This window comes from Flavobacterium sp. 25HG05S-40 (assembly GCF_052654735.1).
Genome location: NZ_CP199750.1, coordinates 2,756,229 through 2,776,348, shown reverse-complemented (window position 1 = coordinate 2,776,348; position 20,120 = coordinate 2,756,229). Strand labels below are relative to the sequence as shown.

General features: G+C 36.2%; 18 protein-coding genes and 1 tRNA gene. 9 read left to right on the top strand and 10 right to left on the bottom strand.

Annotated elements, in window-relative coordinates:
* Window positions 1–9 precede the first annotated feature (9 nt).
* Window positions 10–3,909 carry a type IX secretion system sortase PorU gene (gene porU / locus ACULEU_RS12080; protein ID WP_445452827.1) on the bottom strand — a complete coding sequence of 1,300 codons (3,900 nt, stop codon included), beginning with the start codon at window positions 3,907–3,909 and terminating at the stop codon, window positions 10–12.
* A 204-nt stretch (window positions 3,910–4,113) separates the two neighbouring features.
* On the opposite strand from porU, the gene gldJ reads away from it, so the two are divergent.
* Window positions 4,114–5,838, top strand: coding sequence for a gliding motility lipoprotein GldJ (gene gldJ, locus ACULEU_RS12075; protein ID WP_445454854.1), 1,725 nt, complete (start codon window positions 4,114–4,116; stop codon window positions 5,836–5,838).
* A gap of 71 nt (window positions 5,839–5,909) precedes the next feature.
* Complete coding sequence (locus ACULEU_RS12070) at window positions 5,910–7,193, top strand: UDP-N-acetylmuramoyl-tripeptide--D-alanyl-D-alanine ligase (protein ID WP_445452826.1); 1,284 nt, start codon at window positions 5,910–5,912, stop codon at window positions 7,191–7,193.
* Between the two features lie 73 nt (window positions 7,194–7,266).
* Here ACULEU_RS12070 and ACULEU_RS12065 read toward each other — a convergent pair whose 3' ends face one another.
* The 5 genes from ACULEU_RS12065 to ACULEU_RS12045 all read right to left on the bottom strand — a co-directional run bounded on the left by ACULEU_RS12065 (window position 7,267) and on the right by ACULEU_RS12045 (window position 10,983).
* Entirely contained in the window at window positions 7,267–7,764 is a 498-nt protein-coding gene (locus ACULEU_RS12065) for an acyl-CoA thioesterase (RefSeq protein ID WP_445452825.1), read from the bottom strand.
* An 11-nt stretch (window positions 7,765–7,775) separates the two neighbouring features.
* Window positions 7,776–8,654 (bottom strand): hypothetical protein, encoded by an 879-nt coding sequence (locus ACULEU_RS12060; protein ID WP_445452824.1) that lies wholly within the window; start codon window positions 8,652–8,654, stop codon window positions 7,776–7,778.
* Window positions 8,655–8,715: 61 nt separating this feature from the next.
* Entirely contained in the window at window positions 8,716–9,306 is a 591-nt protein-coding gene (locus tag ACULEU_RS12055) for a TetR/AcrR family transcriptional regulator (RefSeq protein WP_445452823.1), read from the bottom strand.
* Window positions 9,307–9,618: 312 nt separating this feature from the next.
* Window positions 9,619–9,693, bottom strand: a tRNA-Val gene (locus tag ACULEU_RS12050).
* 69 nt (window positions 9,694–9,762) lie between these two features.
* Window positions 9,763–10,983: a bifunctional folylpolyglutamate synthase/dihydrofolate synthase gene (locus ACULEU_RS12045; protein ID WP_445452822.1), complete on the bottom strand. Its 1,221-nt coding sequence runs from the start codon at window positions 10,981–10,983 to the stop codon at window positions 9,763–9,765.
* Between the two features lie 127 nt (window positions 10,984–11,110).
* Here ACULEU_RS12045 and ACULEU_RS12040 point away from each other — a divergent pair, with 127 nt between their 5' ends.
* Genes ACULEU_RS12040 through ACULEU_RS12030 form a run of 3 tightly spaced genes read left to right on the top strand, consistent with a single transcriptional unit; the run spans window position 11,111 to window position 12,764 of the window.
* Entirely contained in the window at window positions 11,111–11,830 is a 720-nt protein-coding gene (locus tag ACULEU_RS12040; RefSeq protein ID WP_445452821.1) for a MotA/TolQ/ExbB proton channel family protein, read from the top strand.
* Window positions 11,811–12,206, top strand: a complete 396-nt coding sequence (locus ACULEU_RS12035) for an ExbD/TolR family protein (protein ID WP_445452820.1) — start codon at window positions 11,811–11,813, stop codon at window positions 12,204–12,206. The genes ACULEU_RS12040 and ACULEU_RS12035 overlap by 20 nt, the downstream gene beginning before the upstream one ends.
* A 21-nt stretch (window positions 12,207–12,227) precedes the next feature.
* The gene (locus ACULEU_RS12030) at window positions 12,228–12,764 is read left to right on the top strand and encodes a hypothetical protein (RefSeq protein ID WP_445452819.1); all 537 of its coding nucleotides are present in this window, start codon (window positions 12,228–12,230) and stop codon (window positions 12,762–12,764) included.
* 52 nt (window positions 12,765–12,816) lie between these two features.
* Here ACULEU_RS12030 and ACULEU_RS12025 read toward each other — a convergent pair whose 3' ends face one another.
* The 4 genes from ACULEU_RS12025 to ACULEU_RS12010 all read right to left on the bottom strand — a co-directional run bounded on the left by ACULEU_RS12025 (window position 12,817) and on the right by ACULEU_RS12010 (window position 17,054).
* Window positions 12,817–13,632: a M23 family metallopeptidase gene (locus ACULEU_RS12025; RefSeq protein WP_445452818.1), complete on the bottom strand. Its 816-nt coding sequence runs from the start codon at window positions 13,630–13,632 to the stop codon at window positions 12,817–12,819.
* A 1-nt stretch (window position 13,633) separates the two neighbouring features.
* Window positions 13,634–14,509, bottom strand: coding sequence for an energy transducer TonB (locus ACULEU_RS12020; protein WP_445452817.1), 876 nt, complete (start codon window positions 14,507–14,509; stop codon window positions 13,634–13,636).
* A 74-nt stretch (window positions 14,510–14,583) separates the two neighbouring features.
* Window positions 14,584–15,810 (bottom strand): Glu/Leu/Phe/Val dehydrogenase dimerization domain-containing protein, encoded by a 1,227-nt coding sequence (locus ACULEU_RS12015; protein WP_445452816.1) that lies wholly within the window; start codon window positions 15,808–15,810, stop codon window positions 14,584–14,586.
* Window positions 15,811–15,992: 182 nt separating this feature from the next.
* A complete protein-coding gene (locus ACULEU_RS12010) occupies window positions 15,993–17,054 on the bottom strand; it encodes an anhydro-N-acetylmuramic acid kinase (RefSeq protein ID WP_445452815.1) in 1,062 nt (353 codons plus the stop codon).
* A gap of 93 nt (window positions 17,055–17,147) precedes the next feature.
* Here ACULEU_RS12010 and ACULEU_RS12005 point away from each other — a divergent pair, with 93 nt between their 5' ends.
* The 4 genes from ACULEU_RS12005 (at window position 17,148) to ACULEU_RS11990 (ending at window position 20,117) form a co-directional block, all read left to right on the top strand.
* Complete coding sequence (locus ACULEU_RS12005; protein WP_445452814.1) at window positions 17,148–18,284, top strand: acyl-CoA dehydrogenase family protein; 1,137 nt, start codon at window positions 17,148–17,150, stop codon at window positions 18,282–18,284.
* 171 nt (window positions 18,285–18,455) lie between these two features.
* Window positions 18,456–19,076 carry a Crp/Fnr family transcriptional regulator gene (locus tag ACULEU_RS12000; RefSeq protein WP_445452813.1) on the top strand — a complete coding sequence of 207 codons (621 nt, stop codon included), beginning with the start codon at window positions 18,456–18,458 and terminating at the stop codon, window positions 19,074–19,076.
* 9 nt (window positions 19,077–19,085) lie between these two features.
* On the top strand, window positions 19,086–19,616 hold the full coding sequence (locus tag ACULEU_RS11995; protein WP_445452812.1) for a GNAT family N-acetyltransferase: 531 nt from the start codon (window positions 19,086–19,088) through the stop codon (window positions 19,614–19,616).
* Window positions 19,617–19,703: 87 nt separating this feature from the next.
* Window positions 19,704–20,117, top strand: a complete 414-nt coding sequence (locus ACULEU_RS11990; RefSeq protein ID WP_445452811.1) for a DM13 domain-containing protein — start codon at window positions 19,704–19,706, stop codon at window positions 20,115–20,117.
* The last annotated feature ends 3 nt before the right edge of the window (window positions 20,118–20,120 follow it).

The window sequence follows — 20,120 nt, the reverse complement described above, 5'->3', positions numbered from 1 at the left end:
AGTATTTTCCTAAAGTATAACAAGTTTTTCTATTTTTTCTGCAGATTTATTCGATAAAGTGGACTTTACGGTCAATTTATAGATATAAACACCTTTTCCTATTCGGTCTCCAAAGTCATCTTTCCCATCCCAAGTTATCTCTCTTGAGAGAAATCCGTCTGTGGTTACGGTTTGATTTTTGGACCAAACAATTTTGCCTGTAATAGTCATAACCTGAACTTGAACGTCTAAGGGTTCAAAGGGTCTGTTGTGTGAAAACCAAAACTCGGTATAGCTCACAAAAGGGTTTGGATAATTGAGCACGTGGTCTAGTTTAATGGTTTCGTCCCCTACCACAACAAATTGTATTTCAGCGGTAATCGGATTATTGTATACGTCCCAGGCTTTGAAGGTTATAGTGTGTAAACCAACGGCTAGATTTCGGTAAGGAAAATACACTCTACCTTTGGTAAAATCATCTACTTCAGCTTCGTAATAATCATTCATAATGAAAGGCTTGGTTTCATCACCATCAAGGATACCAACAATGTCGTGCCCGATACCGCTCGCTGTATTAATACCGTGTTCATCTTCAAGAATAGCCAGAAGAAACGGAGATTCATTTGTGATGCCACCGTTTACAAATGTTTCGTCATTCATATAAAGCCTTACTGTCGGGCCAGTATTGTCTGCAACTGCATTGGTATTAATTCCGCCTACTTTTATATCGGTGTTAACGCCAGCTTTTTCTATTAAAATCTGATTTCTTTTAGCATAAAAACTGACTCTTCCGTTTCCTAAAGGAATTCTAATATCTCTAGGAACATAAAAGCCAAACTCAAAATTTCCGTTAGTTACCGAGGCATTTCCTCTAAAGATAGTTTCTCCAAGTTTTGTAAAGGGCATAGTTAAAGCCAAATCTAATTGATCATTAACAACGGCATCAGAGCTGTCATTTCTTAGGGTATTGATAAGGAGGTTTTTGTCAAATATGTTTACCGATAATTCGCCATTATAATTGGATAATAAGTTGTTATTTTCATCACGAACTTCTCCGGTTAACTTAACGAAATCTAAGGATTGAAAATCATCAACAGGTCCGCTAATTGGCATATCGTTCACTTTAGTTAGTACGATATTAGGTTTTGCAATGGCCAGCATCAAGGCTGGGTCACCCAAATATACTACAACGTTTGTAGCGGTGTTAGGTCCCGAGTTTTTAGAAATCCGAAGTGCTTCGGCAATTGAGGTGTATGTAGAACTTCCATAAGAAAACAAATTTTCTGCAAGATCGTCATTAAAGTACTGGGCAGTAATTTGACCGATAGATCTTACGGTTGTTATCATTGAAATGGCACCGCCTTTTGGGTTCCAATACGCATATTCGCCAGCAGTAGGACGAAACGGATTGTCAAACCTTGAGAAATCGCAGGTAATGGTTATAAATAGCGGGTATTTATAACGGTTACTCAAATTTTCGCCATCAGATTTTTCCCAGATACGCTCTTCAGCTAGTCCATCTTCACCACCATGTCCCAAATAATTAAAAACCAAAGCTCCTTTTTCAAAGGCGGCAAAAATTTCTTGTCGTGCTTTGGGATATCGTTTTCCTCCGGCTGAAGTTTCTTGTACAAATGAGTCTAAAAGAATTTTATTGATATTCATAAATGGTTTCTCGACGGCAATTTTATCAGCTAGTCTATTTTGATAATATTGTAGTTGGTTATCACTTGGCTTTTCGGGGTTAGGATCATCTCCGATACATACATAATTATTCCTCCAACTTCCATATGATTTAATGTCATGATATTCAATTACCTTGGTTACCATCTCATCGGCTTGTTGGGGAGAGTTCACAATCATTCTTCCAATAGCAATGTCAATTCCGCCAAAGTCAAAGGAGATGCTCATGGAGCCGTTTGTGGGTGAACTTCCAAAATCTAATCTGCCTTCATTAGGGTCCATCATTCCAAAAAAATCATCTGAGGCAAAGGAAGCTTCACCTTCTGTGTAGCTGTTTAGAGCTTGGTAAATGGGGACAATGTTGGTATTATTGGCAACTCTATCTTTAAAATCATAGGAAGCATCTCCAAAAAGATTCAAATATTTAACTCTTTTAGCGTTAGATGAGGCATTAGAATAAACATATTTCACAAAGTTTCTTATCGCTCCAATGTCTTGTTTCCCCGATGAAAATTCAGGATAAATAGTTTCTAAGTTAACCACTTTTACATTTAGATTGGAATAGTTTCTGTGAAAAGCAGCTAGTTTTTCGGCCTGTGCATTGAGGATTTTTGGTGTAATGATTAAATAATCAATATCCTGAAATTGCCCTGAGGCATTAGTGAAAATAGTTCCTTTCAAATTCTGGTTATCGACTTTAGATTTAGATTCCTTTAATGGAGCGTAATAATCAGAAATATCAACGGCTACATATTTTCTTACATCTCCTAAAAGGGTTTTAAAACTCAACAAACTTTGACCTGTATTTTCTGCTTTTGAAACATTATAAATGTCTGTAACATCCCAAACTTGAGAGATTGTAGCGGCGTTTGAAAGTTGGTATTCACCAACGTTGTTTAATGAAGCAGCTTGGTCAAACTGAAAGGCAAATTGTTTTCCAAATCCTTTGAGTTCTCTTTTGGCTTTTATTCTGATGTAATCCAAATAGGCTTTTGAACTTGGAATACCTCCGTTGTCGTAAGTGATTTTGATATTCACATCCTCAGAACTTACCGTTGTAGGCGCTGCTAATGTCCTTTCAAAAACCAAAACATCAGTATTTGGAGAAGGATTTATACTGATAGTGCCTAATGCTTGTCCGTTTACTTCTATCTCAAAAGTATTGGCGGAAGATGTTGCTGTAGCTACATGGGTTTCAACTGTTATAGGTGCCGAACTGATAATGTTTGGGAATTTAAAATCAAAATCTTGAACATTATCAACACTCAAGCTTTCGCCAAACCATACTCTTCCTAATCTTTCAATATTTACTTCTTCTTTTTCATGAAACTGATAATCATCAAAAGAAGTTATTGTTGTAGTTGCTGGCGTTGTTGGTTGAGCCATATCAGATATTCGTTTCCCATCTCCACCTTGAGATGTTATATAATAATAGGATCTGTTACTATAAATGTTGAGATTGCTTTTATAGTCATTATTCCACTTGTCCATTCCCTCAGCGTAAAACAAAATATAATCCTGTCCATCAAAAACGCCATCACTTTCACCCACAAATTGAATGGCATTTTCAGTCAAATCAATAGGGTAGTCCTCTGAGTTTAGTAGGGGAAGCATTCGCCCTCCATTGCCATAAATCTTTATTTTTCTTGGGTCAACATTAGTGTTTAACCCAAGGCTATTCAAAAAACTTTTTGAAATCTTGTAAACGCCTGATTTTTGAACATAAAATCGATACCAGTTCCCAGTGCTCAGAACAGAGTTTTCTATCGATTGGATTACGTTTGGCTCTCCTTGGGTTTTATTGGTAGTCTGAACGATAGCATAACTGAAGGACAGTAGTTTTTTAAAAGAATTCCCTTCTTTAACAATAGGAGATACTGTAATTTTACCATAAAACTGATCCCGAGCTAGACTACTTTTAAAAGTATATTTGATTGCAGTAGGAATATTTTTTGTTGAGATTTCACCTAATTGACTTTCGGAAATCGGTTCAAAAACAAGATTTGATATTTGAAGCGAGTTTTCATCAAACCAAGTATTAAGTCTAGTGTTGATAACGCAATTTAATGTTTTCGAATAGGAATCAAATTCAAAGTTCTTGATATTGAATTGTGGAATTGTATAAGAATGAGTGCCATAAGAAAATGCTTTTTTGTCGGTCCATTGCAAAGTAACATTTCCTTGCTCTTGAGACATAGCAAGGAACGCATTCAATATAAGGATGCAAATAGTAATTATCTTTTTCATAGTAATAGAGTAAACGTATTTTTGTACAAAATAGTATTATAAAGCAAAAAAAAATAATTTTTTGGGGAAAATATAATAAAACTAGTATTTTTGCGTTATACAATTACGTCCACAGAGGGCGAATTTAGTATTAATTTAAAAAACTTGTTGCAATTTAATGGTAAATACTTATATTGCGCCTCGAAAATTATACCTACTATGAATATGAAAGTAAACAAAGTTATTGCTGCAAAATTATTACTATCCCTACTAGTAATAATGGTCGGATTTACTAGTTGTAGTAAAAAAGGCTCCAATAAAGGTGGTTCCAAAGCTACCGGATGGAAAATCAATGATAAAAAAGGAGGTTTCCAATATGCTTCCAAGTTTAAAAAACAAGCAACAGGGCCAGGATTGGTTATGGTTGAAGGTGGAACATTTACCATGGGTAAAGTTCAGGATGACGTAATGCACGATTGGAATAATACGCCAAATCAGCAACATGTTATGTCTTTCTATATGGACGAAACAGAAGTAACCAATATGATGTACATGGAGTACTTAAATTGGTTGAAAACAGTTTTCCCACCAGACCAAGAAAATTATAAAAACATTTATGAAGGTGCTTCTCCCGATACTTTAGTGTGGAGAAACAGATTAGGTTATAATGAAACCATGACCAATAACTATTTAAGACATCCTGCTTATGCTGAATATCCTGTAGTTGGTGTTAACTGGATTCAAGCAACTGAATTTGCCAAATGGAGAACAGATCGTGTAAACGAAAAAATCCTTGAAGACCAACGTTATTTAAAAAAGGATGCAAAAGTTACTGACATGACTGCCGATAAGGTGTTTAGTACAGAAGCTTATCTTGCATCACCTTCAACAGCCAAAGGTGGTGATGAAAAATTAGTATTGAAAAAAGGAAAAGGGAGAGGGACTACAAAAGCTAGCGGAACTGCAGCTGGTTCTAATAATACAGCGGGTAACAGTGCTAAAAATGTTTATGCGCAGAGAACTTCAGGTTTGATTTTACCAGAATACAGACTACCTACAGAGGCAGAATGGGAATATGCAGCTGCAGCTGATGTCGGACAAAGAGAATACAATCAATATAAAGGACAAAAGAAATATCCATGGTCTGGAAGCTATACTCGTTCAGGTAAACGACAAGTTAGAGGAGATCAATTGGCTAACTTTAAACAAGGTAAAGGTGATTACGGTGGAATTGCTGGATGGTCAGATGACGGTGCTGATATCACTAATAAAGTAAAATCATATCCTGCAAACGATTTTGGATTGTATGATATGGCCGGAAATGTTGCAGAATGGGTTGCCGATGTTTACAGACCTATTGTTGATGATGAAGCAAATGACTTCAATTACTACAGAGGTAACGTTTATATGAAAGATAAAATTGGAGAAGATGGCAAAGTAGAATTAGTAACGCCTGAAACTCAAAAATTTGATACTTTATCTAACGGTAAAATCGTTTCAAGAAACTTCCCAGGTCAGATTGCTCAAGTTCCTGTAGATGATAAAGAAACGTATTTGAGACAAAACTTTGATAAATCAGACAACAGAAACTTCAGAGATGGTGACAAACAATCTACTAGATATTTCAAATTTGGAGCTTCTGAAGAAGGCGACGAAAAAGGAAAATTAAGAGACGACCAAAGAATGTACGATTCTCCGAGACATAATGTTTCAACTGATAGTCTTGGAAACATGATTAAGAAGTATGATAAGTCAAACAAAAGAACAACATTAGTAAATGATGATGTAAGAGTATACAAAGGCGGTTCATGGAGAGATAGAGCTTATTGGCTGGATCCAGCACAAAGAAGATACTTCCCGCAAGATATCGCCACAGACTTCATCGGTTTCAGATGTGCCATGTCTAGAGTGGGTCCAAAAGCGGATAAAAAGAAAAGAGCAAGAAACTAATCTTTTAGTTTTATGATAAATACCAAAAAAGCCCTAATTTTAAGGGCTTTTTTATTGTAATTATTTTCCAAATGACTATCCAAAAAATTCATGATTTATTCATAGAGAGTAACAAAGTATCCATTGATACCAGAAAAATCGAACAAAATTCGGTTTTTGTAGCAATCAAAGGAGAACGTTTTGATGCCAATACTTTCGCAAAGGAAGCCCTTGAAAAAGGAGCAAGCTATGTAATAATTGACAACGCGGACTATTTTATAGATGAAAGAACCATTCTTGTGGATAGCAGTTTGAAAACACTTCAAGAGTTAGCTAAATTTCATAGGAACTACCTCAAGCTTCCAATAATTGCCTTAACAGGTAGTAACGGAAAAACCACTACAAAAGAACTGATTAACGTAGTTTTATCCAAAAAATACATTACTAAAGCTACTATCGGGAATCTTAACAATCATATTGGTGTGCCATTGACCTTATTATCATTTACCAAAGAAACCCAAATCGGGATTGTAGAAATGGGTGCTAATCATCAAAAGGAAATCGAATTCTTGTGCGAAATCGCCAAACCAGATTACGGATACATCACCAACTTTGGCAAAGCACATCTGGAAGGTTTTGGTGGAGTAGAAGGCGTGATAAAGGGGAAAAGTGAAATGTATACGTATCTTAGAACAAATAATAAATCTGTTTTTGTAAACTTGGATGATGCCATTCAGAATTCCAAAACTTCCGATTTTAAACGAATCACTTTTAGTAGCATCAATCAAGAAGCCAATGTTTTTATAAAGGAGATTACAGCAAATCCTTTTGTAAAAGTGTCAACATCTGAAGTAGAAATACATTCGCATTTAATTGGATTATATAATGCTAATAACATCAATGCTGCTATCACGATAGGAAATCATTTTGAAGTACCATTTGCTGCAATTAAAGAAGCTATAGAAAGTTATATTCCGGAAAATAATCGTTCGCAATTACTAACTAAAGGGACCAACGAAATCATTCTCGATGCTTATAATGCAAATCCAAGTAGTATGATGGTTGCCCTTGAAAACTTTATACAATTAGATAAAAGCAATAAATGCATAATCATCGGCGATATGTATGAGCTTGGTGAAGAAAGCTTGGCTGAACATAGTGCAATTATAAGTTTTTTAAATGCTAATAGCACATTTGAATGTTATTTTGTAGGCAAAGAGTTCTTTGCAAGCAGTTGGCATAAGGACAAGTTTCATTTTTATCAAACCTTTGAGGATTTGGCAAATTATCTTTCGACAGCCAAATGGAATAATCAAACCATTTTAATAAAAGGTTCGAGAGGAATGGCATTGGAACGAACATTAGAATATCTATAAAAAACAAAAACCTTCTTAATTTTAAGAAGGTTTTTTAGTAAAAGCAGACAGTACTTTCACCTAATCAAAAGAGTTAAACCGTCTCTTTTGCCTTTTGTATCGTTCGTAGTTCTTTAATTCTATCTTGTAAGTTTTTCACTTTTCCGACACTGGTATTTTCTATGGTTTTAGCCCACTCCATAAACTCGGTTGGATGCAGTTCTTTTCTACCTGTTTTCGGATTTATGGGAGTGAATTTGGTGCGCATAATAGCTTTTATATGATTTTGATTTTCATCAGTCATAATTAGTTCTACATGCAATCCATCAGCTTCTGCCAATAGTAGAGTCGATGCAATAGAGACTATTTCATCATATACGGCGGCACGCAAATAAGCAATTTCATGACCACTTACGACCCAAGCAATTCCTTTTTGATAGAAGTCGGTCAGTTTTAAATTATAAAAGTCATTCAAATGGTCTTCACGGGCATTCATAAAGTAATCAATATAGCGAGCATTGTTTAGATGCCCTAGTAAATCGCAATCACTAAAACGTATTTTATAAACGGAATTTGGATTTTTTGTATTCATGCTCTTTTTCTTTAGGGTTTTACAAATAAATCATTATCAAGTTTTATAAAGTGGATTTCACCAGTAAGCATGGCTGGAAGTATTAGTTCATCTTTCACAATGATAAAATCTGCTGGGCCAGCAATTGGTTCAATAGTTTTAAGTTTGAGACATTTATTATTAAAAAGGTTGATAGCCATAAGTACACCTTTCTTTTCAAACGCAATCCAATTGCTTACATATAAGACGTCTTTGTTGATGTAAATGCCATCAAAATAACCTTCTAATGATGTTACTTTTGTAAAGCTATTGTCTTTGAGATTAACGTAGCCAATAATGCCATTGGGTTTGTTGTCACTTCCAAATCCGTTAACATATAATCGATTAGAGTTTTTCTGGCAGAAAAGGCCATTAATACCCTGAAGCATTTTATCAACCGGTATTTCTGTGTAGGATTTTGTAATTAAGTCAACTTTAAATAATTTGTTGCTGTCTGTCGCTGATACAAATAGTGTATTGTTGTTCCAAACAGCAATATCGTTAAGAAAGGACGAGTCTTTGCTAAAATCAATTTCGTATAGCTTTGCACCTGTTTTCAAGTCGATGGCAACAAGACGATCCACATCATTTGCAAAAAGTATATTATTGTTAACTGTCAGTCCTTTTGGAGCATTTAAAGGTTCTTTTACAAATGAGTTTTCAAGCACTTTGCCTTTTCGATCTAATTTTGCGATGTAACCGTCACCATCTTTGGCTGTTGGATTGAGCTCTTTGCCGATATCAGCTGCATATAAATAGTTGCCATCGGTGGTTACGCTCTCAATATGATGGAATCCGGTTGTGGTTTTGATGATTTGTGCATTACTGCTTATTGCTAGTAGTATGCAACTGATTAGAGTTAGTTTCTTCATGTTTTTTTATTTAGAGGTTAAAATTATAATATACCAATCGGTATATTTTTATTTAAAAAAATTACTTCTTTAGGTCTTTGATCAATTTTTCGAGATAATCCATAGTGGCATTTAATGGAGCAGTTTTTCCGGTAACTTTTACCTGAATAACACTACCTTGAATCAATGAAATTAAAACCGAAACAAATTCATTCACATTCACATCGGGTCTGATTTCATCATTCTCTATTCCGATTAATACTCTGTTTTCAAGACGTTCTCTCCAAAATTGCAACGCTTTGGAAACTTTTTCTCGCAACTGAGGATGCGTATCATCCGATTCGGCCGCAGTATTGTTTATAGGGCAACCGGTCTGTAAAATAGGGAGCTTTAAAAAATTTCGGTAGGTTTCCGGATACACCAACAGCTTGTCAATAGAGGAAGTATGCTCATCCATTTTACTTTTGATGTAGGTGATTACTCGTTCAAAATTATAATCAAAAGCCGCTAAGGCAACTTCATCTTTGTTTTCAAAATTCCCATATATACTTCCTTTAGTCAAACCCGTAGCTTCAGTCAAGTCATTTATAGATGTGCCTGCATACCCTTTTTCATTAAAAATGGGAGCTGTTTTTTCTATTATAAATTGTCGTGTACGCTCGGCTTTAGACATAATTCATCGGAATGGATACACAAATATAAATAAAAAATATACCGATTGGTATATTAGTGATTGTTTTTTTTGTTTACTAGATTTGAGATTAAGAGGAGGACTGCCAGTGGCAGTCCGGTAAGAGAGCTTTAGCAGTTAAATACGACTCGGGATTAACTTGGTTGATGCTTTTTGGGGAACCTAAGCACAAGAAAAATCGCAAAAATGCTTCGCATCCTTATGTTTTTTTATTTAGAAGTCGCTCCTAAAATCAAGCTTTTGACACATCTTCTAAATAAAAAAACCGATTAGTTTCCTAATCGGTTTTTATTGTGGGTAATGAGGGATTCGAACCCCCGACCCTCTCGGTGTAAACGAGATGCTCTGAACCAACTGAGCTAATCACCCGTGTTGCGCTTGATTGCGAGTGCAAATATAGACTAGTTTTTTGATTCTGCAAACTAAAATCAAAAAAAATTATAAAATTTCTGCAACTACGAAAGTGCTCCCACCAATATAAATAAAGTCTTTGGTAGTTGCTTTTTCCTTTGCGGCATGATAAGCATTTGAAACTGAAGGATATGTTTTGCCTATGAGATTATATTCCGATGCTTTCTCTTGTAATATTTTAACATCAAGTCCTCGTGAAATATTAGGTTGACAGAAGTAATATTTTGCTTTTTTTGGGAATAAAGGCAGAATCTCCTCTAAATTTTTATCATTTACAACACCCAAAACAAAATGTAGCTTATCGAATTTTTGCTGTTGAACCTGATCTAATACTACCTTCAACCCATGAGCATTATGAGCAGTGTCACAGATGATTTTTGGATGTTCTCCCAAAGAGTGCCATCTGCCCAATAACTTTGTGTTTTGTATAACCTTCAAAAAACCATTTTTAATCGCGTCTTCAGTAATCGAAAATTGATTTTGTTCTTGTAAAATGCTCAAAGTTTGCAAAACGGTTTTTTTGTTCTGAATTTGATAGGCTCCACGTAATTCTGAAGGATACGTTTCCTGAATCAAATCGGAGGCAAAGTAAATTTCGGCATTCATCTCGATGGCTTTCGCTAAAAATACGGGTTGCGTTTCCCGATTATATTCACCTATGACTACAGGGATATTCTTTTTAATAATTCCGGCTTTTTCTCTAGCGATAGCTTCCAAGGTGTTTCCTAAAAATTGTGTGTGGTCCAGACCAATATTTGTAATGACTGAAACCAATGGGGTAACTATGTTGGTAGAATCCAATCGGCCGCCCATGCCCACTTCGATGATGTTGATGTCTGTTTTCTTTTGTGTAAAATATTCGAAAGCTAGTCCAACACTCATTTCAAAAAAGCTCAACTGATTGTCTTCAAAAAAATCTTTGTTTTTGTTGATAAAAGTACAAATATACTCTTTCGAAATTGGCTCACCATTGATGGCAATACGTTCCCGATAGTCTTTTAAATGCGGAGAAGTATACAAGCCTACTTGATATCCTGCTTCTTGTAAAACGGATGCCAAAAGATGTGAAGTAGATCCTTTACCATTGGTTCCGGCCACATGAATGCACTTCAAATCACGCTCTGGATTTCCTAAATGTTTGGCTAACAAAACAGTATTGGTAATGTCCTTGCGATAGGCCGTTGCTCCTTGTGTTTGATACATCGGCAATTTGTTAAACATCCAATCTAGGGTTTCTTCGTAGTTCATAATTTTGGTAAAAATTTAGGCTTTAACTATACTTTAATACATTTTTTTTCGTTTATATTGTGAAGCGTATTGAAGCAATACAAAATTGAAATTATTTTCAGAATTAATAGAGAAAAATTAGATAAATATGATTAGTACTATTTTGCAGTTACAAGCCGATACTTTAGCGCAAGCGCTTCCAACAGTTGATAAAGCCAATGCTGCGCTAACCAATGAAGTTTCTGTGTTAGAATTTATTTTTAAAGGTGGATTATTCCTGGTTCCGATTGCCATTTTGTTGTTCTATACGTTGTATCTTATTTTTGAGCGCTATTTGTATATTCATAAAGCAGCCAAAATCGATAATCATTTGATGAAAGATATCCGTAATCATTTGAATAACGCCAACATCGAATTAGCAGTTAATTCGGCTGAAAGAAGTGGTGCGGCACAAGGCACTATCATTAAAGAAGGAGTATTAACTATAGGAAGACACATCAACGAGATCGAATCGAATATGGAACGTGCGGCCAATATCGAGATTGGGTATATGGAAAAGAAACTGGGACAATTGGGACTTATTGCTGGTATTGCACCAACTTTAGGTTTTATCGGAACTATTTCCGGAGTTATTAAAATTTTCTACAGTATTTCGGTAACAGAAGATATCAGTATCGGTAATATTTCCGGAGGATTGTATGAAAAAATGATTAGTAGTGGAGCCGGTCTGATAGTAGGTATTATTGCCTATAGCGCTTATCACTTATTCAACGGAAAAATTGATAATTTCTCGTTGGCTATTCAAAAACAAGTATTAGAATTTGTAAATATCATTCAAAGACCAAATCATGGCAATAAAGCGAAATAAACGATTTCACGCAGAAGTCGCCACATCCTCTTTGAGCGACATTATGTTCTTCTTATTGTTGTTTTTCTTGATTATATCAACCTTGGCCAACCCAAACGTTATCCGAATGACCTTGCCAAAATCGAAAACAAACGAGAAGACCAACAAGCAGTTGATTACCCTTTCAGTGACCGAAGACAAACGTTTCTTTATTGATAAAGAAGAAGTTGGTTTTGAACAGTTGGAAGCCCAATTGTTATCTAAAATGGATCCTGCAAAAGAACAAACCGTTATTATAAGAATTCCGGCTACGATGCAGGTACAAGACTTAGTGGATGTGTTGCAGATAGGAGTGAAGAACAAGCTTAAGTTTGTCATTGCAACAAGTCCGGGATAGCGTTACATTAAAATTTAGCATATGAAATTAAAGACATTTTTGTTGATGTTATTCATGACAGCATCAACATTTGCCCAAGAAACCGAATTCAAATTTTCAAAAGAGGGGCTGACCGATTTTATAGTAGTTACTTATGAAGGCTCAGCAAAAGACACTTATAACCGTGCTTTAGCATGGGTTAAAGAAAACAGCAAAAAAGGATATAAAGTTGTGTCCTCAACAGAGAACGAAAAGATGACCATCGAAGGCGGAAAAGAGAATTTTCTGTGTAGTAAGGCAGGCGGAACAAACGTTTGTACCTACGGAACCTTTACCATTGAAATCAGTTTCAAAGACGGAAAATACAAGTTTGAAGCAATTGGTTTGAGTGAGAAACCCAACAATTCTACTACAACAACCGTTCGTAATTTGAATGATTTTTCAGAGTATTATGATAAAGATGGAAGTCTAAAAAAATACAAAGATGATGTGCCTGCAGCTTACGAATCACTCTTTAATGGTTTGAGCAAAGACTTGATGACTTTTATGGATAAAAAGAAGAAGGCCGAGAATTGGTAAGTTCTTATTGGATACAACAAAAATCCCAATCGAAAGATTGGGATTTTTGTATTTAATACTTTTTAAAGTAGTTTCCTTTTTCCATTAGATATTGAACCTCTTTCCCGTCGTTGATTTTGAACTTGGTTCTCAAAGTTTCCTGTTTTTCAATACGCTGAATGAATACCATAAAATGCAAATGAGGTCCATTGGCAAAACCCGTTTGTCCACTATAACCGATCAAGTCATTCTCTTTTACAACATCTCCTTCCTGCACAGTAATTCCATTGTATTTTAGATGGACATATTGTGAAAAAGTTCCGTCATTATGATAAATCAAGACCAGATTGTTATACTGAGCACAGCTTCTGTCGGCACAACCTTTAACATTATGCTCCACCACTTTTACTACAACACCATCACGGGCAGCCAGAATTTCGGTTCCGATTGGCATGGTAAAATCTAAGGCATTTTCATTTTGATGTGAAAAACTGCCATTATATCCTTGATAGACAGAAAAAGAGAGTCCTTTTTGAAAGGGAAGTGAGTAGGGATAATCAATCGGATTAATAACTGTACTGTCGCCTAAATTAGCTTGTGAATTCGTTTTAAAACCACCACCTCCATTTGGTTTTATGATTTTAAGAGTAGTGATGACAAATGCTTTCGTTTTGGCCGGAATCACAAAAATTTTATGATTGCCATTGGAAGAAGTCATATTGGTTAACTCGAGGTCAATTTTTATAGAAACCGGACAAAACTCGTTATTATCCACAAGAATATTGTAGCCTTCTGATGTTTTCTCGTTGTATAAATTTATTTTGAGTTGTGGTTGGGAAAAAAGGGTTGTACTGAAAACCAACAGTAGAAGGGAAGTGAAAAACTTCATATTAGTTCAGACTGAACGTGTAAATAATTTTTCCAACTTGTTTTTCTGGGGCATTACCATCAGCTTGCCATTTGGTGTTTTGAGCTGCAATTCTGGCCTGGTCTAATAAACATTTAGCGGTATTTGTAGTTCCTTGAACTCCCGCAGTAACGCTAATAGTATTCCCGTTTCTATCTACAGTAACCTGTACAGCGACTCTTCCTTGTTCCTGACATGTATAATCTGGTTGTGGTTTACTTAACGCTTTTCGGTTGCCCAAAGAGTATCCTGAACCACCACCGCTTCCACCACCATTTCCTGGTCCGGTTCCAGTACCATTTCCAGTTCCGTTACCCGAACCGTTTCCGCCACCAGTTCCATTTCCGCTACCATTACCATAATAACCGCTGGAGTTAAGATTTCCGTTGGCATTTCCTTTATTTCCAGCTCTGTCATCGTTACCATCACCGCCTTTATTTCCCAAAATACTGGACAACGCATCGTTGGCATTTTTAGAAACTTTAGGCTTTTGAACTACTGGTTTAACTTCTTTAGGAACTACAGTTGTAGGTGTTTTTTTTATTTCCTTTTTGGGGATTACCGCATTGTTGTCTTCTGAATTGTCATCTGAAATTACATCGTCATCCGGAGCGGTAACTGTGGGTGTCACTTTAGCCTCATCTTTAACATTTAAGACCTCGCTTTTATAGTTGTCACCCATGCCATAATCGCTGTCGCCAAAGTTCATTTCGATACCACCACCGCCACCGCCGCCCATGATTTTCATATCAGCGGGAGGCCAAAAGCGCAATAAAAAAAGTAAAAGAATCAATAAAGCATACACTACCGTAGTAATGGCTAATGATTTTTTATCGTCGTCAGAAATTTGAAAACTCATGGCAGTTCTTTTAGTCTGTTACTTATAACGCTTAAAAATACGAATTATTGTGTAAAATCAAGAGCAATTTTAGGTTATACCAATTGTTTCAGTGCAATTTCAAAAGCCGTCGCACTGATGTTCTTTTTATCTGCATGCAAATTGTGTGCCTTTTCTAACGCTTTCTTAATAGTTTCTGAGATGTCATAAAAGATAGCTTCATCGGTCATTTGTACTTTCTTTTCCATAAAATAAGCAAATACCCTAGCCATACCGCAGTTCGAAATAAAGTCGGGTATCAAACTCACTTTGCTGTCGGTTTCTTCCATGATACTTCCGAAGAAGATTTCTTTATCAGCAAAAGGGACATTGGCACCACAAGAGATTACTTCCAGTCCATTGGCGATTAAGTTGTCAATTTGGTCTTTGGTTACTAATCGGGATGCAGCACACGGAGCAAAAATATCAGCTCCAATAGTCCATATTTTTTCGTTGATTTCGGCAAACGGAATCATATTTTGGGCAACCAATTTGTTTCCATCTTTATTCAAAAACAACATTTTTATTTCTTCAAAAGTAAATCCGTCTTCTTTGATAACGCCGCCATCACGATCAATGATTCCAACAACTTTCGCACCCATTTCTGCCAAATAAAAGGCGGCAGCAGAGCCCACGTTACCGAAACCTTGTACGATAGCTTTTTTACCTTGCACGTCTCCACCATAAATATGGTAAAAATGACGCACCGCTTCTGCAACACCATAACCGGTGATCATATCTGCAATAGTGTATTTGCGTAATACATCCGGAGAAAATTTTGGATTCTCGATAACTTTGATAACGCCTTGACGTAATTGACCGATTCGGTTGATTTTATCAGCTTCGGTAGGTTTGAAATGGCCATTAAAAACACCTTCTTGCGGATGCCAAACGCCACATTCTTCCGTCATTGGAATAACTTCGTGTATTTCGTCTACATTTAAATCACCACCTGTTCCGTAGTAACTTTTCAATAAAGGAGAAACAGCTTTGTACCAACGTTGTAAAACACCTTTTTTGCGAGGGTCATTGGGGTCAAAATTTATTCCGGATTTTGCACCACCAATTGCAGGACCGGATACTGAAAATTTTACTTCCATGGTTTTGGCTAACGAAAGCACTTCGTTCATATCCAATCCTTTTCTCATTCGGGTTCCACCACCGGCAGCGCCTCCACGAAGTGAGTTGATTACGGTCCATCCTTCTGCTTCCGTTTCTGAATCTTTCCAGTTAAATACTATTTCAGGTGTTTTATCTTCGAATTTTTTTAATAATTCCTTCATTGTGTTCTTAAGTTTACTGCGTCAGTTTGTATACGCTCGTTTGTTTGTGGTGCAAATATAAGAATTAGGAATGAGTCCCGAAGCATTGGGATAGAGAATTAGAATTTGGTAAATCTTTAAAAAAAATACATTTCAAAGAGCCTTCTTCATTTTTATTATTTATCAAGAATCATTTTGTAATCTTAATAAATCACGCCACTACAATGGTCGTGTTTTGCTCCGGTAACACTCGATAATACATTGATTTCATTTCGAAGTTTTAATACGCCAAGAAGAGCAAATATCAGCGCTTCTTTATATTCCAGCATTTTGGCATTGGGAATAACGATGGTAAGTTCTGGCAGGTGAAACTGAATTCTTTCTATCAAAAATTGATTGTACGCGCCTCCGCCAGTTACTAATAGTTTCCCGTTTTTGTGAGGTAAAGCCAAGGATGTTTGTACTGCAATATGTTCGGTAAAAGTGTGCATTTTGACTTCTGTCGGAATTTGATATCTTTCCATTAAGGGTAAGACAATGGTTTTGACAAATTCGAACCCGAGTGATTTTGGAAATGATTTTCGATAATATTCCAACTGATTGAGCTCTTTTAATAAAGCAACATTAAGTTGTCCCGATTTTGAAATTTTTCCTTTGTCATCATAATTCAATCCGAGTTGGTTCGCATAAAAATTCAAAACGGTATTTACAGGTGAAATATCAAAGGCAATCCGACTTCCATTTTGTTCAAAGGATACATTCGAAAATCCACCTAAATTTAAGCAATAATCATATTCGGCAAACAAAATCCGGTCGCCAATCGGAACCAAAGGCGCGCCTTGTCCACCAAGTTCCACATCCTGAACCCGAAAATCACAAACCACAGTCTGATTCAAAATTTGGGCAATTTCCGGAAGATTTCCAATTTGTAGTGTAAATCCGTTTTGTGGCTGATGCAGAATGGTATGTCCGTGAGAGCATACCGCATCAAGGTTTTTCAAATCGTACTTTTCAATAAAAGTTTTAATGATACTAGCCAACAGAACCGTGTAATTCTTATTAAGAATTGCCAATTCATGCTCCGAAAAATCTACGGCAACTTTAAGTTTGTTCAACCAGAGATCATCATACGAAACCGTCTCGGTTTCCAGTATTGTAAAGCTCCATTTATCTTCACTAACTGAAAAATGGATATGTGCCAAATCAATGCCGTCCAGCGAAGTGCCTGACATGACTCCGATAACATTGTAGGTTTCTTTAAACATTGGCTAAATTTACGAAAACGTTTGAAATTTTGAGTTTATTATCATACTTTTGGACACCAAAATTAAAGAATACACAAACATAATCTTCATAATATGGATTTTAATTTAACCGAAGAACAGTTAATGATTCAGCAAGCTGCCAGAGACTTTGCTCAAGCCGAATTATTACCTGGCGTAATTGAAAGAGACGAACATTCCAAATTCCCAACAGAACAAGTGAAAATGATGGCAGAGTTAGGATTTATGGGCATGATGGTCGACCCCAAATATGGTGGCGCCGGATTGGACAGTGTTTCCTATGTTTTAGCAATGACTGAAATTGCCAAAGTGGATGCTTCAGCTGCCGTAATCATGTCAGTTAACAATTCGCTGGTTTGTGCTGGGATGGAAAAATATTGTTCGGAAGAACAAAAAATGAAATATTTAGTGCCGTTGGCCAAAGGTGAAGTTATCGGAGCTTTTTGTTTGTCGGAGCCAGAGGCAGGAAGTGATGCGAGTTCGCAAAAAACTACTGCCAAAGATATGGGCGACTACTACCTTTTAAACGGAACCAAAAACTGGATTACCAATGGTGGAACAGCATCAACGTATTTAGTTATGGCGCAAACCGATGTGGAAAAAGGACACAAAGGAATCAATGCCTTCATTGTGGAAAAAGGTTGGGCCGGATTTGAAATTGGTCCTAAAGAAAAGAAAATGGGAATCCGTGGAAGCGACACACATTCTCTAATGTTCTCCGATGTTAAAGTACCTAAAGAAAATAGAATTGGCGCTGATGGTTTTGGTTTCAACTTTGCGATGAACGTTTTGAACGGAGGAAGAATAGGTATCGCCTCGCAAGCATTGGGAATTGCAACCGGAGCCTACGAATTGGCATTGAAATATTCGCAAGAAAGAAAAGCTTTCGGCAAAGAGATTTTCAAACATCAAGCGATTGCGTTCAAATTGGCCGATATGTTTGTCAAAATTACAGCAGCCAAACTTTTAATAATGAAAGCCGCTTGCGAAAAGGATGAAGGAAAAGACATAGCACATTCAGGTGCGATGGCAAAATTATACGCGTCAGAAATTGCTTTAGAAGTTGCTAACGAAGCCGTTCAGATTCATGGTGGCAACGGATACGTAGCCGAATATCATGTAGAACGCATGATGCGAGATTCCAAAATCACTCAGATTTACGAAGGAACTTCAGAAATTCAAAGAATTGTAATTTCGCGTGGTTTGGTATAATATTTTTTTATATCTTTGAAATACTACTTTTAAAATTTAAAATTAATACTCATTAAACCCTTTCAGCAATGAAAGGGTTTTTTGGTTTGAAATTATTAGTACTTTTACTTTATGTATGAAGAATTAAAATATTGGTATCTCCGAGATCACAAATTGTTTTGGACACTAAGTATGTCACAAATCAAGCAATTGTGTATCATCACAGGCTTTAAAAAAGCCAGCAAAGGGGATATTATTTATTTCTCCTCTTCGGATATACCTCGAGTTTTTCTGCTCAAAAAAGGAAATATTAAGATTGTTTCTGTCGATGAAAATGGAAATGAAACCATCAAAGATATTATCCAGAAAGGTGATTTGTTTGGCGAATTAGAACTCGATAACGACCGCAATTCCAATGAATATGCCAAAGCCCTGACCGATGAGGTTTCTATTTGCAGTTTTCTACTCTCTGATTTTGAAGCGTTACTATTGCAAAATCCCTCTTTGGCTTTATCTTATACCAAGTTTGTCGGTCTAAAGATGAAACGGCTTAAAAACAATTATGCCAACTTAATTTCTAAAGATGCTAAAACCCGTTTGCTGACATTTTTAAAAGATTGGGCAGCACGAGACGGCAAACAACAGGGAAATCGGATTATTATCGAAAATTATCTTACTCAAAATGATATTGCACAAATCATCTGTACTTCTCGTCAGACGGCAACACTACTGTTAAATGAACTCGAAGAAAACGGCTTGATGCATTATGGAAGAAAAGAAATTATCATCGAAGATATTTCGAAATTAACCTAAAGTAAAGCCATGACTTTTGATGTTTTCAGTATACGATTAATAGCAATGTCCGATTTGGACAACTATTTTTTAATGGTTGAAAACAACCGAAAGCGTCTGGAAGATTTTTTTACTGGAACGGTTTCGAGAACCAAAACGATTTCTGAAACAGAACAATTTTTAAAGGAATTACTTCAGAAATGTGATGAAAGGTTGTATTATCCTTTTGTAATTGAAAATCTTCAGACCAAAGAACTTATTGGTTTCATCGATATTAAAAATATTGATTGGAACATTCCTAAAGCTGAATTAGGATTTTACACCGATGCAAACTATGCCGGAAAAGGAATAACTTCCAAAGCATTTTCATTAGTTGTAAACCATTGCTTTAATCAATTTGGATTTGTAAAACTATTTCTAAGAACCCACGAAAGTAATAGTGCTGCGCAAAAACTAGCCGAAAAAAACGGTTTTCAGATAGAAGGGAAAATCCGAAAAGACTATAAAACCACCAACGGACAGGTTGTTGACCTACTTTATTATGGAAGAATAAAAGAGTAGCAATGAACTATTTTCCTTCAAATGTAAACTACCCGACAAATCCCTTTTAATCACTACCATAGCTTTGTATTATTAAAAACAACAGCTATGAAAAAGATATTTTTAATCCCTTTCGCAATCCTTTTGGCATCGTGTCAGGAGGAAGGTGTTTTAACTCAGGATAGAGAAGTAGTAGTGGTTACTCCAATGTCAGAATTAAAATACTTCGGCACCTTCACGCCAACATCCGGCATAACCGTTGATGGTGAAGCAAAGATTTATCTCGAAAACGGACAGCATAAAGTCCAACTCGAAAATTTCACTATTTCCGACGGACCTGACTTAAAAGTCTATTTGTCTAAAGCAGCTACGCCAACTGAATTTGTCAATTTGGGAAATCTGACTTCTCAAACGGTGTATGCTATTCCAGCTAATGTAACTATTGACGATTATTCTCATGTCCTCATCCATTGCCAGCAATACAATCACTTGTTTGCCATAGCCGAATTAACTCAAAATTAAAAA

Bases quoted from the DNA above. Each gene is read 5' to 3' on its own strand.
- ACULEU_RS12045 (WP_445452822.1), bottom strand. From the start codon at position 10,983: ATGAACTACGAAGAAACCCTAGATTGGATGTTTAACAAATTGCCGATG.
- ACULEU_RS12010 (WP_445452815.1), bottom strand. From the start codon at position 17,054: ATGTTTAAAGAAACCTACAATGTTATCGGAGTCATGTCAGGCACTTCG.
- ACULEU_RS12000 (WP_445452813.1), top strand. From the start codon at position 18,456: ATGTCACAAATCAAGCAATTGTGTATCATCACAGGCTTTAAAAAAGCC.
- ACULEU_RS12040 (WP_445452821.1), top strand. From the start codon at position 11,111: ATGATTAGTACTATTTTGCAGTTACAAGCCGATACTTTAGCGCAAGCG.
- ACULEU_RS12015 (WP_445452816.1), bottom strand. From the start codon at position 15,810: ATGAAGGAATTATTAAAAAAATTCGAAGATAAAACACCTGAAATAGTA.
- porU (WP_445452827.1), bottom strand. From the start codon at position 3,909: ATGAAAAAGATAATTACTATTTGCATCCTTATATTGAATGCGTTCCTT.
- ACULEU_RS11995 (WP_445452812.1), top strand. From the start codon at position 19,086: ATGACTTTTGATGTTTTCAGTATACGATTAATAGCAATGTCCGATTTG.
- ACULEU_RS12005 (WP_445452814.1), top strand. From the start codon at position 17,148: ATGGATTTTAATTTAACCGAAGAACAGTTAATGATTCAGCAAGCTGCC.
- ACULEU_RS12070 (WP_445452826.1), top strand. From the start codon at position 5,910: ATGACTATCCAAAAAATTCATGATTTATTCATAGAGAGTAACAAAGTA.
- ACULEU_RS11990 (WP_445452811.1), top strand. From the start codon at position 19,704: ATGAAAAAGATATTTTTAATCCCTTTCGCAATCCTTTTGGCATCGTGT.
- ACULEU_RS12020 (WP_445452817.1), bottom strand. From the start codon at position 14,509: ATGAGTTTTCAAATTTCTGACGACGATAAAAAATCATTAGCCATTACT.
- ACULEU_RS12055 (WP_445452823.1), bottom strand. From the start codon at position 9,306: ATGTCTAAAGCCGAGCGTACACGACAATTTATAATAGAAAAAACAGCT.
- ACULEU_RS12035 (WP_445452820.1), top strand. From the start codon at position 11,811: ATGGCAATAAAGCGAAATAAACGATTTCACGCAGAAGTCGCCACATCC.
- ACULEU_RS12025 (WP_445452818.1), bottom strand. From the start codon at position 13,632: ATGAAGTTTTTCACTTCCCTTCTACTGTTGGTTTTCAGTACAACCCTT.
- ACULEU_RS12065 (WP_445452825.1), bottom strand. From the start codon at position 7,764: ATGAATACAAAAAATCCAAATTCCGTTTATAAAATACGTTTTAGTGAT.
- gldJ (WP_445454854.1), top strand. From the start codon at position 4,114: ATGAAAGTAAACAAAGTTATTGCTGCAAAATTATTACTATCCCTACTA.
- ACULEU_RS12030 (WP_445452819.1), top strand. From the start codon at position 12,228: ATGAAATTAAAGACATTTTTGTTGATGTTATTCATGACAGCATCAACA.
- ACULEU_RS12060 (WP_445452824.1), bottom strand. From the start codon at position 8,654: ATGAAGAAACTAACTCTAATCAGTTGCATACTACTAGCAATAAGCAGT.